This is a genomic window from Amazonocrinis nigriterrae CENA67, assembly GCF_016056305.1.
Classification (GTDB): Bacteria; Cyanobacteriota; Cyanobacteriia; order Cyanobacteriales; family Nostocaceae; genus Amazonocrinis; species Amazonocrinis nigriterrae.
On record NZ_JAECZC010000003.1, the window covers coordinates 43,152 to 60,749 of the forward strand.

The window sequence follows — 17,598 nt, forward strand, 5'->3', positions numbered from 1 at the left end:
GGGCATAGGGCATAGGGCATTGTTATTAGTTATTTCTCCCTCATCTCCCTCATCTCCCTCATTTCCCCCATCTCCCTCATCTCCCTCATCTTTCCCTACTATCTACTCACTTCAGCAAGGCCTTTAACGGCGCCGCCGCGTTCATTCTGAATTTGTTTCACCAAACTAGCTGGAAGTTGGGATTTTTTAGTCAAGGCTTTGTCAAAATTAGCGATCGCTTCCTGAATTAATGCCTGACTTTTTTCTTTTTGCCCCTGTTCTCTCAGAATCTGGGCTTTGAGATAATAAAGTTCTGGGTTTTCGGATGTCCCTTTTAAAGCACGGTTGGCATACTCTAAAGCCTGAGAGTACTGTTTTAAATCTCGATAGGCAAGGGCAATACCCCGATCCACTAAATATCTAGGGCCACCATTTGTCTCTAAACGTTTAATGGCCTCATCGGGATCAGCAAAAGGCAGATTCACAGCCAGCATCAAATCCATATAGCCCCGGAGTAAATTCAATTCTGGATCGTTGGCAGAAATCGCTTCTGCTTTGTCTAAATATTCATAGACTTGCCTTAGCCGACCTAGGACTGTTGGTACACTGCCTGTACCTTCACGAGTGTAAATTACTGCTCCCTCAAAAAAATGGCCAACAGCAGTGTATATATTACCGCGCAATTCGTCAGTAGCAATTAACTTTTGTCCAGTTTCTAGAGTTTTCTTGCTGTAAGTGTCTAGCCCAACCATATCTTTTTTCATGTATGCCAAGGATGCCCTCATAGCATACGCTAAAGGTTCATTTGGCTCACTGGATAAGGCTTCTTTGAGGTAACGCTCTGCTGCTGGATAATTACCTTGTTGAAAAATTGCTTTGAAAGCTGCTTCTGTTTTGTCACCAATTTGATGAGGTTCCCTACCCGGAAACGGATCGCCAGCTAGAGATGGACTCGTCCACAGATTGAGTGCGATCGCAGCTGCAAAAGTTGCCTGAACAACTTTGGTTAACCTAGAAAACACTATTAGTTGAGTATTAGATAACCGTTTAGCCATTTTTACTCTCAGAATAATTGCGGTTGTAATAGTTGTATATGTTACTTAGAATGCAAAAATCGTTAAGCTTAACAGGCGTTGATGATAGCCAAAATATTGTATACAGATTGACTTCAGTAATTTTTTCAGGTTCCCATAATTGTTGTAGCCATTGTTAAATCGTAGTCTGTCACAATGGAAGGAGAAGGATAGTTCTTACTGCTAGATTAAGGTTTTAACGCAGGTAATGCGCTGTAAATCTTTCAGAATTTTCCAGTCGCTCTCAGTGTAGTTAATACTAGTTAATTCAGTTAATCGCCAACTTTTTGGTAATCTTAACAAATGCTCTATCTCAGAAATCTAATTTATCATCCAACAGCCTGCCCAACAGCAATTCTCAAAACTCTTAATTTGGAACTAGCACCCCAGAAACTCGGTTTAATAATTGGCCCTAGTGGTTCCGGCAAAAGTACATTACTAGAAATTTTATCAGGACTAGCTGAACCAACCGCTGGTGCAGTCTTCTGGCGAGAACAAGAACTCATAGCCGAACAGCTACAACAATTGGCTGGGTTGGTGTTTCAGTTTCCAGAGCGACATTTTTGTGGAGGTACGATTTTAGAAGAATTGCGTTTAGGACATCCTGAGTTAGGGTCAGAACGAGTCAGGCAGGCACTCACTGAGGTAGGGTTAGAGCATTTATCTCTCTTGGCAGCACCCTATGCTTTAAGTGGAGGTCAGCAGCGGCGTTTAGCTTTAGCAGTACAATTGATCCGCCAGCCAAATTTATTATTATTAGATGAACCGACAGCCGGGTTAGATTGGTCAATGCGTCGGCAACTAGTCAATTTATTGGCAAAACTGAAACAAGATTGGACACTGTTAGTAGTAACACATGACGCTGGGGATTTATTAGCGATCGCAGATAGTTGTTGGACACTCAACCACGGTGAACTAAAATCAATCGATCCCGCAGAACTGGGAGCTAAAGTCAAAGAACCGCAACCTGCTGTGTAAGGGAGTAGGGGAGATGGGGAGATGAGGGAGAAATAACTCCTGACAAATGACAACTGACAACTGACAACTGACAAATGACAAATTCCACCACTCCCTTACTGCCAGAGATGGCACAAACCTGGCAGCAAACTCTCAATTGGCAACCAACTAGCCAACAGCAAGCACAATTTCAGCAACTTTACGAATTAATCCTAGAGGGTAATCGTCAGTTAAATTTAACTCGTATCACTGAGCCTCACGAATTTTGGGAAAAACATCTTTGGGATTCTCTACGAGGAATTGCACCACAGGGGCAATTTATCCAGTCTCTCCAAGAGGGTGCATCTGTGATTGATATTGGCACAGGTGCAGGATTTCCAGGCGTTCCAGTAGGAATTGCTGCACCTAATTGCAAAATTACTCTGATGGATTCAACTAGGAAAAAAATTGTTTTTCTCGACAAAATATTAAGTGAACTTGCCCTGATTGATGCCAAAACTATTGTTGGGAGAGCTGAAGAAATAGCACAGCAATCTCAGTACCGACAAACCTACGACCTCGCTCTCATCCGTGCTGTCGGCCCGGCTTCTGTCTGTGCAGAATATGCCCTTCCATTTGTTAAACAAGGTGGTTTAGCTGTAATTTACCGTGGTAATTGGACAGAAGAGGAAACAACAGCTTTGCAAAATGCTGTCAATCAGCTAGGTGGTGTCATTGAATCAATCGAAAGATTCATCACTCCCATAAGTACAAGCATCCGTCACTGTTTGTACCTGCGTAAAGTAGCTACCACACCAGCAAAGTTTCCCCGTGCTGCTGGGATACCCACTCAAAAGCCACTGTGACGAAAAGGGGAATTGGGAATTGAGAATTGGGAATTGGGAATTGGGAATTGGGAATTGTTATTATTTATTTCTCCCCTGCTCCCCTGCTCCCCATCTCCCTCATCTTCCTCATCCCCCTCATCTCCCTCATCCCCCTAATAATCGCGCCTAAACAAACCAAAAAAGGGAGCAAGAATCATGCCAAAAACAAAACCGCCGATGTGCGCCCAGTAGGCTACTCCGCCTGATTCCACACTCATATTGGCAGCTGCTTGCAGGCTAGCTAGACCAGAGATGACATTCTGTATAAAGAAAATCCCGATTAATACTAGCGCTGGAACGCTGATTGTAGTTACGAAAAAACCCAAGAAAATTAGGGTTGCGATTCTAGCTTGAGGGAAGCGAATAATATACGCACCCAAAACTCCAGAAATCGCACCACTTGCACCCAAAGAAGGAATTTCCGAATACATGCCAATAAGCCATTGGCACATGGCAGCTAAAGCACCACAAGCTAAATAAAAAATTAAATATTTGAAATGTCCCAATCGGTCTTCTACATTGTTGCCAAAGACCCAAAGAAATAACATATTCGATATTAAGTGCCACCAACCACCGTGTAAAAATTGCGATGTGAATAACGTTGTCCACTCATAGGCAAAGTTGGTGGTTAACTGTTGTGGTATTACCGCGTAAAGCTGGAAAAACTGCTCTAACTGTCTATTAGACAGGCTCAATTCATGAAGAAAAACGAGAACATTCATTCCAATCAAACCGTAAGTGAAATACGGGGTGATTCGCGTTTGGTTTTCGTCGTAAAGGGGAAACACTGGTGTTTTTGCTAATTATTCATCATTATCTGCAATATAGCTTGTATGGCTGGCAGTCATTAAATTTTAGGTAAATTCATCTGTGAAATCACCAGCCATCAAAAAAGCTCCCGTGATACCCCAAAGAATTATTGATACCAAGATTCTTTCTGGGATTTATCGCTAAATAAACCTAATATCGGCCCCAAAATCGCTCCAAATATAAACCCGCCTGCATGTGCCCAATAGGCAATTCCACCGCTTTCCATACCGATGTTGGTGGGTGTCTCTAGACTAGCAATTCCATAAAAAGCTTGTTGGAGAAACCAAAATCCTAAAAAGAAATATGCAGGAACGCGGAAAGTAGGGAAGAAGAATCCCAATGGCACTACACCGAGAATTTCGGCTTGGGGAAAGCGAAGAATGTATGCTCCCATAACACCAGCGATCGCACCACTCGCTCCCAATGAAGGAATGTTAGAATTTTGGGCAAAGTACCACTGTGTCAAGGAAGCTAAGATACCACAACTTAAGTAAAAAAGCAAATATTTGGCATGACCTAACTTATCTTCAACGTTGTTGCCAAAAATCCACAGAAACAACATGTTACCAGCTAAGTGCAAAAAACCGCCGTGGAGAAATTGGGAGGTAATCAAGGTTGCCCACTCTGGTACTGGTTGATGAACAGAGACACCAGCAAAGCTTAAGCTGAGTTCTCGCGGCACTACAGCCGCAAGATGTAAAAAGCCATTTAATGCTTGGGGAGGCAGACTTGCTTCATAAAGAAAAGCGAGGACATTAGCAGCAATCAGCCCATAAGTTACATAAGGCGTGATTGTGGTAGGATTATCATCTCTAATTGGAACCACGGGCGTTTTTCCTAATTTTTCAGACCTAGCCCTAGAATACTGAATGGCAGAAGTATTTTCTTCTACCTCGTGGATAGATTTGGGTTCAGTCGAATGGTACTAACGGTGTGCGATCGCTTCATCAGGTTTTGCTAGAAAAAGCAACAATTTTCTCACTTTAAGCAAAGTTTCTTGTGTACAGCCAAGCTGAACTAAAATATAGTCAATCTCTCAAAATCGAATAAACATACTATATTTAATGGCGTAAAAATCCTTATTTTAGTGATTTTGCATGATTTTGCATCTAGAAAAGGTGATGGAACACCACGCCGAATTACTCTACTTACACCTGAGTGAACCGAAGTTATACGAGTATTTAGAAGGTGAAATTCCAACTATTTCGCAGCTAAAGCATCAGTTCAAGTTTGCTGCGCTGGAAAAATCACCAGATAACGACACTATGACCTGGCTAAAGTGGGTGGCGATGCTTCCACAACACCAGTATGTTGGAGTTGTCGAGATTGGTATTTTTGAAGATGCATATGCAGAAATCGGTTTTATGACATTTGTGGACTTCCAGAACCAGGGGTTAGCTTCTGTCTACTGTTCGCTAGCGATCGCCCAGGCGCGAAACCGTTTCGACTTTCCCGCGCTATATGCTTCGGTGAACGAGCATAATCAAGCTTCTCGTAAAGTGATTGAAAAGCTTGGTTTTACTTTACATACTATTAATAAAGATGCAGAGTTGATTAAAGGCAAACTTTCTGATGAACTCATCTATCGTTTATCCTTTTGATTTTAAATTGTGAAAACTGGTGCTTTACTTTTACTGACTTAATTACAGCAATATTCACAATGCAAGGTCTACTTTCTTGGCAAAGTTGAAATTTAGCAAAATAGTCTAGTGCAGGCTGCTTTGGCGCAGGTCAAGCAGTGAAATAAATGCATTAACAGGACTTACGCAAAGGTCACGGAAAAACGAACCACAGAGACACAGAGGACACGGAGGAATGAGAGTTTGAGAGATTTTTTGCGTAAGTCCTAATTAAAAACCAAAAGCTAAAAATCCGCCATCGACTGTAATACATTGCCCAGTTATAAAGGATGCGGCAGGCATACAAAGAAATGCTACTATACCCGCTACTTCTTCTGGTTGACCAACCCGTCCCATAGGTGTTTGTGATAAAACTAATTTGAGAAAATCTTGGTTATCAAGTACAGATTCCGTTAGAGGCGTGCGAATAGCCCAAGGTGCAACAGTATTTACTCTAATACGATCTGATGCCCATTCAACTGATAGCGATCGCGTCAGTTGATTGATGGCGGCTTTAGTCATACCATAAGGTGCGCCAGTACGGTTTGATACCAAACCTGCTACAGAACTAATATTCACAATACTGCTGTTTTCCCCAAATTGCAGGAGAGGGTAAAACAAACGGCACATCTCGAAAATCGAGGTTTGGTTTGTCTGTATGAGAAATTCATACTCAGCTTCCGTATATTCTACTACTTTTTTGCTGATATTGGTTCCTACATTATTGACCAAGATATCTAGTTTTTCCCAAGTTTTGCTAACTTGCTTAAAGATAAATTGGCGACCATCAGGTGTTGCAACATCTGCGGTAATTCCATAAGCAGGTAATCCTGCTTTTTGCCAGGTAGTTAGTTGTTGGTCAATATCATGAGAATTCCGTGCCACAATAGTGACTTCTGCACCAAGAGATAAGAACTCATTGGCAACAGTTAGTCCAATGCCTTTGGTAGCGCCTGTCACCAGTGCTTTCTTTCCTGTCAGTGTCCAGCGATCGCTCATTTGTAATTCTGCCTGAAACCTTATTTATGGCAACGTGGCTTATCTTACTACTATGCAGAAAGATTTGCTGAAGGCGCTCAACAGTTTGAGATAGATTTGACAGTGAACGCGCAAGATGTGGAAGAGACAGTATGGCGATATCTCTGCATGGCGCGTTTGGTGGGTGTTAAAGAAGCACGTAATTTCTTATTAACTGTCAAAAATGACCCTCGACGCATTATGCAGACTGTCTATAATTTATATGCCGGAAATTGTACACCAGATGATGTTGTAGGTGTTGGTAAATTAGAAGGCGATCGCGGTAATTTTTACAGCCATCTTTACCTAGGATTATATTACGAAGCTGAGAATAATCTTGATTTAGCTCAAGAATATATAGTTAAGGCTGCTGATAATTATAAAATTGATGATTATATGTGGTATCTGGCACAGGTACACAAAAAGTTGCGACGATGGGTATAGGCGAGTAGATGATGATTTAAAGAATGCTCATAAACTTAATTTCTAGCAGCTAAAACCCTTATAAACACAGCTTTTGGGTGAGTCAATCAATTCTGTTTCTTACTACATTTTCTTAAAACCGCTCAAATCCATAGTTAATTTCATCATTATTACTTGATAGGCATTGATTAACACTTATGTAAGCATCATCACCTTCTAGTTGCGATCGCGGCTTAATTTCAATGCCCCCTTTGCTAGTAAAGTTTTGGTATTGTCAGTTAGCTTGAGTCTGGATGCTAACTTCATAGACAGTAATATTTTTGACACAGATTATATCATCTATATCAATTAACAAACACTTCAAATGGTACACAAGCATGTACCAAAGGTAACAGCGGCCCTAATAGTTCTTGCCCATTCACAGCTAAATCGCTGTGACACAAATAAACTTTATCAGAAACACGAGAGAGCAAATCTGCCAAAATCCTTCGCAGTCTTTCGGACTCTGCCATTTTTTCATCTTCTGCTGTCCAAGGTTCTCCCAACCTATCTTGCAAGAAAAACGGCGCACCGAATAAAGTAGCTGCACCGCCTTTTGCCCACAAAGGGGAACCAGCATCCAGCCAAAAATGCCAGCGGTGAAATCTTCTACTAGAACGGTATTGAAAGATAGTCGCTAAGGTGACAGCCTTTCTGGCTGGGCCAATGGGACGCAAGGGATAGGGGTTAGCGGTGATGGTACCACGCCGCAGTAGTTGAATGAATTCGGCAATGGTAGTGCTGAGTGCTGAGTGCTGAGGAGCCACTGCGTTGCGGAGGTTCCCTCCGTTGTAGCATGTGGCGTTGCTGAGTCCTGAGTGCTGAGTAACAAGCTCCCCTGCTCCTCCATTGGGTATTTGTCTAAGTCTAGTGTCTATTTCCCAATAGTGTTGGGCGGTTTCTAGTAATTCTCGTAGTGCTGCTAGTTGGTCATAGGGGAGATTGCTACCATTCCACAAAAACTGCTGAATTGCTCTATCTAATAGGGAAATAGGGCTGGGAATCAGTCGCAGTTCTTGTTGCGATCGCTGTTTCTCTAACCAGTCTAATATCTGACTATAGGCATTACTAGCTGCATAGCCGATTCTATCCCAGCGCTCGAAGGTTGTGACTGGCAGCAAGTTGGGGCGGTCAGGATGGGGTACAAAGCAGTAATCTGCGATTAATCCAGCGCGTACTGGGTCGATGTCGGTGCTGAATGCTGAAGAAGTACTCAGTTCTGTTGAGTTTTCTGGTGGTTGTTGTTTTCTACTTAATACTACAAGCATCTCTGCTACGGCATCCCGGTCTACTAGGCGACCTAATCCGGGATACACTAGAGCCAGCATGGTGAGTAATGCTCGGATGACAGGTGAACTAATTAGCGGGCGTTGGTCGTTAAGCGACTCTACCAGGATGTTTTGCTTGTTGAGAATTTCTATTATGGTATAACGAGCGATCGCATCTAAACCTGGTGCAATAATTGCTACTTGGTCTGCTTGTACTTGCCCTGATTTTATGGCATTAACGATCACTTCTGCTGTTTGCCGCAACAATTGGGCGCGGGAAGTGGTTTGAATCGACTGCACTGTATCCGGTAAAGTTGACAGTACCATCGATTCTGTAACTAACTCCGCCATTGGTGTAGCAAGTCTATCTGCTAAAGATTTTACGGGTGGCTCGGTCAAGCTTTCTACACGACAACGCCCTGCTAACCCTTCTAGGTAGTTGGGGTCTGCTCCCAATCCCAGACGCACTGCACCATCAGGATTATAGCTAAATGCCCCGACTGCACCTTGATCCAAGAGAAAATCGAATAAATGACGCGCTACCCCAGGATATTCATCTACATCATCCGCTAGCACTGCCTGGTAACGTTGAATCAGGCGTTGTTGGTAATTGCGATCGCTCAATAAGTGCCGGGTGTAGAGTTCGGTAATAATCCCATAAGTTAGTAATCCTCTCTCTAAACACCAGTTACGCCAATCTATTAGCAAAGACGCTAGAAATTCTGGCTCTAAATTTAAGGTATTTTCTTGTAAGCTTCTTTGCAAAATCTTAGCAATATCTTCACAATGTGTGCCACTGTAAGCTGCTAATTGTAATATATCCAAAATGCGCCGCACTAAGCGATACTCATTTACTCCAGCACGACGTAAGGTTTCTTCATTTAATTGAGAACGCCAGAGTTTTGTTGCTAATTCTTGCTCTGTTTCCGGGCGTAACCTAACCGGAAATTGCGCTTTCAGATTTAACGACTGAATTAATAAAGGCCAAAATAAAATAACTTCATCTTGAAAAAAACCTAGAATAGTTTTAGCACGAACAGGATATTTCCCTAAAGTAGCTGTGACGATTTTATCGCCTAATTCTCGGCGATTTTCATCATTGGCAGCCAGCACTAAAACTCCTGGCTCTATTTTTTGAAGATACAAAGATTTTCTGAGGGTAGTACCTTCTTTCTTGACACCCTTTTTAGTATAAAATAATTCTGGCTCATGATTGTCATTTTGTAACCATTGACAAAAATGCTCTAATAAGCGAGTGGTCTTACCACTGCGGCTACTGCCCACAATCCAAACAGAATAAGAAAGCACAAACCAACTCCTAGTAAATCTGTTAGTATACATTGTGCGTTAACTTAGGGTTAAGAATCACCAAAAATTGCTGGATGATTGCCTACAATGAAAAATTCTGTTTTTAGCCAAAAAATATACTCTTTTTTGCTATCTGCTTACCGATGGTATTTACAAACTCCAGAACGTTCTCTGGAAGAAGCTTACAAGGCTGCATTACAGATTAAAGCAATAGAGGATGAGCATTTTAATGGCCAGAAAATAGACTACCAATCAACTATCCACAGCAATAGTGTGATGGATTATTTTGAGTCAGACTTAAAAAAGCAATTGAAAATTGCTCGGATGCGACTGACAGAGTTTAAAGCTAGTCGCTGGTTCTCCAACGAGTCTCACCAAAAAGCAGCCCATAAAACGGGTATAGAATATCCCAGTACTTCCTTAATTTTAGAAAAATTAAGATTCATTGATGAAGTCATATCAAAATACACCCACTTTGCTACAGAAACTACTTCTCCCCCGATAGTAGATAAACCGATAGTCGATAAACCGATAGTAGATAAACCGCAAATTGTACAAGTTGATCGAGCAGTCGCTCAACCATTACAGCCTAAGTTACCAAATCCAAATAAAGAAATAAATCCAAAAAAGTTTCGGAAAGTCGATACCACAGGAATATTGCCTCGGTCGATTTTAAATACAATTAGCCGTTTGCAAATTGAATTAGACCCAAATTCTGAAGAAGACGTTGTTAAAAATTTCCGTCAAGCTCAACGAAGAACAATAATATCCATTAGATTTATTTTACTACTAATTATAGTACCTTTATTAACTCATCAGATAGCTAAAACATTAGTGGTAGGGCCACTGGTTCAGCATTTTAGAGGCTCGGAAACAGAAGAAGTTTTCCTCAATGAGGAAATGGAAGAAGAAGCGCTGCAAAAACTACAAAGGTTTGAAGAAGAAATTAAATTTGAAAGTTTTATTACCAATGCACCGCCACTATATCCAGAAGAGTTAGAAAATAAGTTAAAAGAAAAAGCTAGTGAAATAGCTGAAGAATTTCGTGTTGAAAGTGCCAATGCAATTAAAAATGTTTTTGCAGATATTTTCGCTGTTGGTGCTTTTATCTGGTTATTAGTTACCAGCAAGTCTTCTATCATGGTATTGAAGGATTTCATTGATCATGTTGTCTATGGTCTAAGTGACAGTGCTAAGGCATTTATTATCATTTTGTTTACTGATATCTTTGTAGGATTCCACTCTCCACATGGCTGGGAAGTAATTCTAGAAGGAATATCACATCACTGGGGCTTACCAGCAAATCGAGATTTTATCTTCTTATTTATTGCTACATTCCCAGTGATTTTAGATACTATTTTTAAATATTGGATATTCCGTTACTTAAACCGCATATCGCCTTCCGCAGTTGCTACCTACCGTAACATGAATGAATAGGGGATTGGGGAATAGGGAATGGGGAATGGGAACTAATGACAACTGACAACTGACAAATGATAAATGACAAATGACAACTAACAACTAACAACTGACAACTGACAACTGACTAATAACCAATTTTTAGATGAGAAAGCAACTAGCAGCCATTGGCATTAGCTTACCTGTAATTCTGTTGATTTTTCTGGCACGTATGCAAGCTGTAGCGCATCGAGAAGTTAGTCTAGCAGAATGTCGGGTGAATAAGTGGGATATTCCAGTGTCGTTGCAAACCCAACCACAAAATATATCTACTAAAAATCAACAACTACCAAAACTACCGATATTTATCCAAAGATCAGCAGTTACTTGTTGTCAGGATGATACTTCTTGTTTGGATGAGGTTCTTGATCAGGAAGAAAATAATCAATTACCGAATAAAAAAGCATTGGTGACAGCTATCGATCGCAGTCTACAATATCTGCAAACCCCTAATGCGATCGCTGCTTACCAAAAATATCAGGTAGCTGGAATTACACGCGATCGCGTTTTGAATAGTTTAACAAGATTCCGCGAACTCTTACTCAAAACCAATTCTGCAACAGAATTACACAAAGCCATAGAACGAGAGTTTGTTTTTTACCAGTCAGTCGGTAAAGACAACAAAGGTTCAGTTTTATTTACTGCTTACTACGAACCACTTTATTTTGCCAGTCGCGTTCCTACAAAAGAGTTTCGTTATCCTGTTTATCGATTACCGCATGATTTAGATTCTTGGCAAGAGCCTCATCCCACACGCTTAGAATTAGAAGGAGCAGATGGTCTACAAGCAGCAAAAGGCAAGCTTAAAGGATTAGAGTTATTTTGGTTTCGCGATCGCCTGGAACCATATTTAGCTCAAATTGAAGGTTCAGCCCGACTGCAACTAACAGATGGCACTCAGACAACAATAGGTTATGCCGGTAATACTGCTTATCACTACAAAAGTATTGGGCGAGAACTCGCCAACGATGGCAAACTACCGCTAGAAGGCATGACTATGCCCATTATTCTCGACTATTTTAACAAAAATCCCCAACAATTAAACATTTATATTCCCCGCGACCCCAGCTTTGTGTTTTTTCAAGAAAACAAAGGTGCGCCAGCGCAAGGTTCCATTAACGTACCAGTCACAGCAGAACGTTCCATAGCCACAGATAAATCCCTCATGCCTCCTGGTGCTTTAGCTTTAATTCGTACCGCCATTCCCTTTGCAGATGCTAACGGCAAAATGGAACATCGCATTGTCAGTCGCTACGTTCTTGACCAAGATACCGGAGGTGCAATTAAAGGTGCAGGGAGAGTAGATTATTTTTTAGGTACTGGGAAATTAGCAGGCGATCGCGCTGGTGTCACAGTTAGTAATGGACATCTGTATTATCTGTTGCTGAAGCCAAAGGGGAGCAGGGGTGCAGAGGTGCAGGGGGGATGAGGGGGATGAGGGAGATGATTCTTCAACTCTTAACTCCTAACTCCTAACTCCTAACTCCTAACTTCTAACTCCTAACTCCTAACTCCTGACAACTGACTTCTAAAAACTTTGTTCTAAACGTTGGAAGTCTCGCTGTACTTCAAGCCACAAAGCTTTGTTGTTAGGGTCTGTTTTTAGGGCTTTTTTAAGATAAATTCTGGCTTTGAGTAGTTGATTTTCACTAATTAGCGCCCTTCCCCAAATTTGATATGCGACTGCTTGCCATTGGCGTACTTCCGCGTCTTTTGGTAAACGTTCTGCTAAAGCTTCCGCCAGTGCGATCGCTTGGGGAAATCGTTTTTCTTTTAAAAATCGTTGCAGTTGTTCATAAGTCTTCCACTTTAGCCGCTGTTCTATTTCCAAAATATTAGGCGGCTTTGGTGTCGGTGGCTTTTCGGTTGTCACCGTAGTTTTGGGTGCTTTTTGTTGGCGGGTAGCCTTTGTTGCTTTACCGTCACCCCCAGATGCAGAGGATTTGCTTGTTCCTTGGGTTGTCTCCTCTGGCGGTACAACTGTCAAAAGTAATCTGTAAGCCTCTGTCAAGGCAATAAATTTATCTTTAGCTTTTGCATCATCTGGGTTAATATCGGGATGATATTGTTGGGCCAAGCGTCTATAAGACGCTTTAATGTCGCCAAAAGAAGCTCCTGACCTTAAACCCAATAAACGGTAGCAATCTCCAAGATCCATTTTGATCTCTTAGCTTTCAAATATTTAGCTATCAGCTATCAGCTTTTAGCTTGAGGTTTTAATAATAAAGACTAATCTACTAATTTATAGTTCAAATTTGACAGTTTTTCTAGGGAATGGGGAATGGGGAATTGGGAATTGGGAATTGGGAATTGGGAATTGGGGATTGGGAATGGGAATGGGGAATTGGGAATGGGGCATGGTAAATGTTCTCCCTCATCTCCCTCATCTCCCTCATCCCCACGGCAGTTGCTCCACTTGGGGAGACCCCAAGACCGCACTGCCTCCTCATCTCCCTCACCCCCCCTACTCCCTACTCCCTACTCCCCACTCCCCACTCTTACGGGCGTTCCTCAATTACACGGTCAATTAAACCGTATTCCTTCGCCTCTTGGGCAGACATGAAAAAGTCGCGATCCATATCTTTTTCAATCTTGGCCACAGTTTGTCCCGTGTTGTGAGCATAAATTTCATTGAGCTGGTTACGAATCCTTAGAATCTCTCTAGCTTCAATTTCAATATCGGTTGCTTGTCCACGGGTGCCGCCAGAAGGCTGGTGAATCATGATCCGAGAATGGGGCAATGCCATGCGTTTGCCTTTGGTACCAGCCGACAATAGGAAAGACCCCATTGAAGCTGCTAAACCTACACAAATGGTTACAACATCTGACTTAATATGTTGCATGGTGTCATAAATCGCCAAGCCAGATGTCACCATACCACCAGGCGAATTGATGTATAAATAAATATCTTTGCCTGGATCGTCAGAATCCAAATACAGCATTACAGCAATGATTTGGTTGGCAATTTCATCATCAATATCTCGCCCTAGGAAAATAATTCGTTCGCGGTAAAGGCGATCGTAGATGCTAATCCAATCTGTATATTGTCCTCCGGGCATCCGGTAAGGAACTTTAGGAACGCCTATAGGCATTTTCGTTACTCCGATATTAATAGACTGGGGGCGATGAGAGAGTTAAAAGTTAGGAATAAGGAGTTTTCTATAACTCATAACTCATAACTCATAACTCCTAACTGAATTTAAAGGACACTAGCCGGGAGTGGAGGATTTGCGAGTTCTTCTTTTTCAAAAACTCTGTCAATCAGTCCGTATTCCTTCGCTTGGTATGGTGTCATGTAGAACAGCCGATCCATATCTTTAGTAATTTTTTCTGGGGGCTGTCCGGTGGTGCGACACAGAATATCAACCATCGAGGCTTTATTTGCCAGAACTTCCTTCGCCCGAATTTGAATATCCGTTGCTTGACCTTGGGCGTAGCTCTTGGGCTGGTGCAGGATAATGGTGGAATGAGGCAAACTGGCGCGGCAACCTTTTGTGCCAGCACTGAGTAACATTGCTGCCATACCCATTGCCGAACCCAGGCAGATGGTGTAGATAGGGGGCTTGATGTATTTTATGGTGTCATAGATGGCAAAGGCTTCGGTTTCAAAGCCAATCGGATCGCCACTATAACCGGATGTGCCGGTGGAGTTGATATAAATTTTAATCGGCTTTTCGGGGTCGTCGGACTGCAAGTACAGTAGTTCGGCCACGATCAATTCCGTGACAGCAGGCACCAGTGGCATTCCCAGATAGACAATTCTTTCCTTTAATAACAAGGAAGGCAAATCTGGCGGCGGTGTCCGGTAGAAATTATCGCCGTAATAGGGGGCTTGAACAGCCTTGATGGGGGAAATGTCCATAGCAACTGATTCGCCTGAAATTATGCCGTTAACTGTAATACATCCTAGCGTGATGCTAGCTTTGTTCAAGTTCGGATTTCTCCCTAGTGAGTAAAAAGCCTAAGCATCTGCCAAGGGGTGGCTACTAAGATATTCTGAATATATTATCCGAAAATATTATTGGATATGTGTTGGCTGGGTTTTCCGTAACACTGTTGTTACGCTTTGAAGTTATTTATAAATATGTGTATCTGATCTAGGAAGTTTCTTTATGAGAGTTAACTTGCAGCCTGTCCTCAATGATGCTAATTTAGACGCAAATCAACACAGTAGTCAACGTCAGTTAGCAATTTCGATTTCCGCGATCGCGGAAAATCTTGACCGGAATGTGCCGCTAAATTTATGCTTAATTCTCGACCATAGTGGCTCGATGAATGGGCGGCCGCTAGAAAATGTCAAAAAAGCCGCCAATCAACTGGTTGATAAACTCAATCCTGGCGATCGCCTGAGTGTTGTAGTGTTCGATCATCGGGCAAAGGTCTTAATACCTAATCAAATTATCCAAAACCCAGAACAAATTAAAAACCAAATTAACCGCTTGTCTGCCGATGGTGGTACCGCCATTGATGAAGGCTTACGCTTGGGTATTGAGGAGTTAGGAAAGGGCAAAAAAGACACAATTTCTCAAGCTTTTTTGTTAACCGATGGCGAAAATGAACACGGTGATAACAATCGTTGCTTGAAATTAGCCCAATTGGCTGCTGGCTATAATTTGACTTTGAACACTTTGGGTTTTGGGGACAATTGGAACCAAGATGTTTTAGAAAAAATCGCTGATGCGGGCTTGGGTACTTTATCTTATATTCAAAAACCCGATCAGGCAGTGCATGAGTTTAGCCGCCTGTTCAGCCGAATGCAAACAGTGGGATTGACTAATGCTTATTTATTATTCTCCCTCATGCCTAATATCCGGCTAGCGGAACTCAAACCCATCGCCCAAGTTGCACCAGACACCATTGAATTACCAGTGCAACAAGAAGCCGATGGACGCTTTGCCATCCGTCTGGGGGATTTAATGAAAAACGCAGAACGGGTGATTTTGGCTAATATTTATTTGGGACAGTTGCCAGAAGGTAAACAAGCGATCGCGAATGTGCAAGTCCGCTACGATGATCCTAGCCAGAATCAAATCGGGTTGTTTACTGCCAATATCCCCGTTTACGCCAATGTTGTCAGGGTTTACCAACCAGACCTCGATCCCCAAGTGCAAAAGTCGATTTTGGCATTAGCCAAATATCGCCAAACCCAATTAGCAGAAACGAAATTGCAACAGGGCGATCGCGCTGGTGCTGCTACCATGTTACAAACTGCTGCGAAAACTGCTTTGCAAATGGGAGATACAAGCGCGGCGACGGTGTTGCAAACTTCTGCGACTCAATTACAAACTGGTGGAGATTTATCGGAAAGCGATCGCAAGAAAACCAGGATTGTCTCAAAAACCGTGTTGCAAGATAATTCTGCCAAATGAAAGTTCAATTGCTCTGGGCATTAAATGATACCAATGTTGATGTCGCTCAATTAAGTAATCAACGTCAATTGGCGATTTCAATTTCGGCGATCGCTGGTGAGTCGCCTCTGGCTTTGCCACTCAATTTATGCTTAATTCTCGATAAAAGTGGTTCGATGCATGGGGAACCAATCTCAACTGTGATTCAAGCAGTAGAACAATTATTGGATAGGTTAAAGCCAGGCGATCGCATCTCAGTTGTAGCTTTTGCTGGTCATGCTGAAGTAATTATTCCTAACCAAGTAATTGACAACATTGATAGTATTAAATCCCAGATTAAAAAGAAACTCAAAGCTAGCGGTGGTACGGTAATTGCTGAGGGTTTGGAACAGGGAATTACAGAATTAATGAAGGGAACAAAAGGAACTGTTTCCCAAGCTTTTCTACTGACAGATGGTCATGGTGAAAGCAGTTTGCGAATTTGGAAGTTTGAGTTCGGTGCAGATGATAATAAGCGCTGTCTGCAACTCGCCCAAAAGGCAGCTAAAATCAATTTGACTATCAATACTCTGGGATTTGGTAATAGTTGGAACCAGGATCTTTTAGAAAAGATTGCCGATGCTGGTGGTGGTACTTTAGCTCATATTGAACGCCCGGAACAAGCTGTAGAGCAGTTTAGCCGCATATTTAAGCGTATTCAATCTGTGGGGCTAACTAATGCCTACCTGCTATTTTCTTTTGTACCCAATGTGCGACTTGCAGAACTCAAACCCATTGCCCAAGTTGCCCCAGATACAATTGAGTTACCAGTAGAAACAGAAGCGGATGGAGGCTTTGCTGTACGCTTGGGAGATTTAATGCAGGATGTGGAACGGGTAGTTTTAGCGAACATTTATCTGGGACAATTGCCAGAAGGCAAACAGATAATTGGGCATGTGCAAATTCGTTATGATGATCCAGCGGTAGATAAACAAGGTTTATTGTCGCCGATGATACCAATATATGCAAATGTGGTTAAGGCTTATCAGCCTGCGATCAATCCCCAAGTGCAGCAATCTATTTTGACATTAGCGAAGTATCGACAAACACAGTTAGCAGAAGTGAAATTGCAACAAGGCGATCGCACTGGTGCAGCTACAATGCTACAAACAGCAGCTAAAACTGCCTTACAAATTGGTGATACCAGTGCAGCCACAGTTTTGCAAACTTCCGCCACCCGCCTGCAAGCTGGAGAACAACTTTCCGAAGCTGAACTCAAGAAAACTAGGATTGTCTCAAAGACAGTTTTACAGGAATAACTCTACCCTCGTTGTGATTTTGTAAAAACCTCTGTTTGCTTCTATTAGCATCAATGCTGATGGGGAAGCTAAAATCAATGGGCTTTAAATTTAATTTGGTACTGGCAGATAGTTTATATGGTGAGCAGCGCCTTG

At 42.1% G+C, this 17,598-nt stretch carries 15 protein-coding genes and 1 pseudogene; 8 read left to right on the forward strand and 8 right to left on the reverse strand.

What is annotated here, in order from left to right; genetic code table 11:
- Nucleotides 1–98: 98 nt before the first annotated feature.
- A complete protein-coding gene (locus I8748_RS03220; RefSeq protein ID WP_198123233.1) occupies nt 99–1,034 on the reverse strand; it encodes a Sll0314/Alr1548 family TPR repeat-containing protein in 936 nt (311 codons plus the stop codon).
- A 321-nt stretch (nt 1,035–1,355) separates the two neighbouring features.
- On the opposite strand from I8748_RS03220, the gene I8748_RS03225 reads away from it, so the two are divergent.
- On the forward strand, nt 1,356–2,030 hold the full coding sequence (locus I8748_RS03225) for an ABC transporter ATP-binding protein (RefSeq protein WP_198123234.1): 675 nt from the start codon (nt 1,356–1,358) through the stop codon (nt 2,028–2,030).
- 74 nt (nt 2,031–2,104) lie between these two features.
- Entirely contained in the window at nt 2,105–2,854 is a 750-nt protein-coding gene (rsmG, locus tag I8748_RS03230; protein WP_198123235.1) for a 16S rRNA (guanine(527)-N(7))-methyltransferase RsmG, read from the forward strand.
- Between the two features lie 134 nt (nt 2,855–2,988).
- Here the strand turns inward: rsmG and I8748_RS03235 are convergent, their stop codons facing one another.
- Nucleotides 2,989–3,663 carry a rhomboid family intramembrane serine protease gene (locus I8748_RS03235; RefSeq protein WP_198123236.1) on the reverse strand — a complete coding sequence of 225 codons (675 nt, stop codon included), beginning with the start codon at nt 3,661–3,663 and terminating at the stop codon, nt 2,989–2,991.
- 128 nt (nt 3,664–3,791) lie between these two features.
- On the reverse strand, nt 3,792–4,511 hold the full coding sequence (locus I8748_RS03240) for a rhomboid family intramembrane serine protease (RefSeq protein ID WP_198123237.1): 720 nt from the start codon (nt 4,509–4,511) through the stop codon (nt 3,792–3,794).
- A gap of 271 nt (nt 4,512–4,782) precedes the next feature.
- Between I8748_RS03240 and I8748_RS03245 the strand changes: the two genes are divergently transcribed.
- Nucleotides 4,783–5,286 (forward strand): GNAT family N-acetyltransferase, encoded by a 504-nt coding sequence (locus I8748_RS03245; protein WP_198123238.1) that lies wholly within the window; start codon nt 4,783–4,785, stop codon nt 5,284–5,286.
- A 249-nt stretch (nt 5,287–5,535) separates the two neighbouring features.
- Here the strand turns inward: I8748_RS03245 and I8748_RS03250 are convergent, their stop codons facing one another.
- On the reverse strand, nt 5,536–6,303 hold the full coding sequence (locus I8748_RS03250) for an SDR family oxidoreductase (RefSeq protein WP_198123239.1): 768 nt from the start codon (nt 6,301–6,303) through the stop codon (nt 5,536–5,538).
- A 12-nt stretch (nt 6,304–6,315) separates the two neighbouring features.
- On the opposite strand from I8748_RS03250, the pseudogene I8748_RS03255 reads away from it, so the two are divergent.
- Nucleotides 6,316–6,765 (forward strand): annotated as a pseudogene (locus I8748_RS03255) (hypothetical protein); the annotation flags it as partial.
- A gap of 323 nt (nt 6,766–7,088) precedes the next feature.
- On the opposite strand, the gene I8748_RS03260 reads toward I8748_RS03255, so the two are convergent.
- A complete protein-coding gene (locus I8748_RS03260) occupies nt 7,089–9,359 on the reverse strand; it encodes a PD-(D/E)XK nuclease family protein (protein WP_198123240.1) in 2,271 nt (756 codons plus the stop codon).
- Between the two features lie 78 nt (nt 9,360–9,437).
- Here I8748_RS03260 and I8748_RS03265 point away from each other — a divergent pair, with 78 nt between their 5' ends.
- Nucleotides 9,438–10,796, forward strand: coding sequence for a proton extrusion protein PcxA (locus tag I8748_RS03265; RefSeq protein ID WP_198123241.1), 1,359 nt, complete (start codon nt 9,438–9,440; stop codon nt 10,794–10,796).
- Nucleotides 10,797–10,923: 127 nt separating this feature from the next.
- On the forward strand, nt 10,924–12,246 hold the full coding sequence (gene mltA / locus I8748_RS03270; RefSeq protein WP_198123242.1) for a murein transglycosylase A: 1,323 nt from the start codon (nt 10,924–10,926) through the stop codon (nt 12,244–12,246).
- 99 nt (nt 12,247–12,345) lie between these two features.
- Here mltA and I8748_RS03275 read toward each other — a convergent pair whose 3' ends face one another.
- The 3 genes from I8748_RS03275 to I8748_RS03285 all read right to left on the reverse strand — a co-directional run bounded on the left by I8748_RS03275 (nt 12,346) and on the right by I8748_RS03285 (nt 14,679).
- Nucleotides 12,346–12,975, reverse strand: coding sequence for a J domain-containing protein (locus I8748_RS03275; RefSeq protein WP_198123243.1), 630 nt, complete (start codon nt 12,973–12,975; stop codon nt 12,346–12,348).
- Between the two features lie 340 nt (nt 12,976–13,315).
- Nucleotides 13,316–13,909, reverse strand: a complete 594-nt coding sequence (locus I8748_RS03280) for an ATP-dependent Clp protease proteolytic subunit (RefSeq protein WP_198123244.1) — start codon at nt 13,907–13,909, stop codon at nt 13,316–13,318.
- A 107-nt stretch (nt 13,910–14,016) separates the two neighbouring features.
- Nucleotides 14,017–14,679 (reverse strand): ATP-dependent Clp protease proteolytic subunit, encoded by a 663-nt coding sequence (locus tag I8748_RS03285; RefSeq protein WP_198123336.1) that lies wholly within the window; start codon nt 14,677–14,679, stop codon nt 14,017–14,019.
- A 250-nt stretch (nt 14,680–14,929) separates the two neighbouring features.
- Here I8748_RS03285 and I8748_RS03290 point away from each other — a divergent pair, with 250 nt between their 5' ends.
- Nucleotides 14,930–16,186 (forward strand): vWA domain-containing protein, encoded by a 1,257-nt coding sequence (locus tag I8748_RS03290; protein WP_198123245.1) that lies wholly within the window; start codon nt 14,930–14,932, stop codon nt 16,184–16,186.
- The gene (locus I8748_RS03295; RefSeq protein WP_198123246.1) at nt 16,183–17,463 is read left to right on the forward strand and encodes a vWA domain-containing protein; all 1,281 of its coding nucleotides are present in this window, start codon (nt 16,183–16,185) and stop codon (nt 17,461–17,463) included. The genes I8748_RS03290 and I8748_RS03295 overlap by 4 nt, the downstream gene beginning before the upstream one ends.
- The last annotated feature ends 135 nt before the right edge of the window (nt 17,464–17,598 follow it).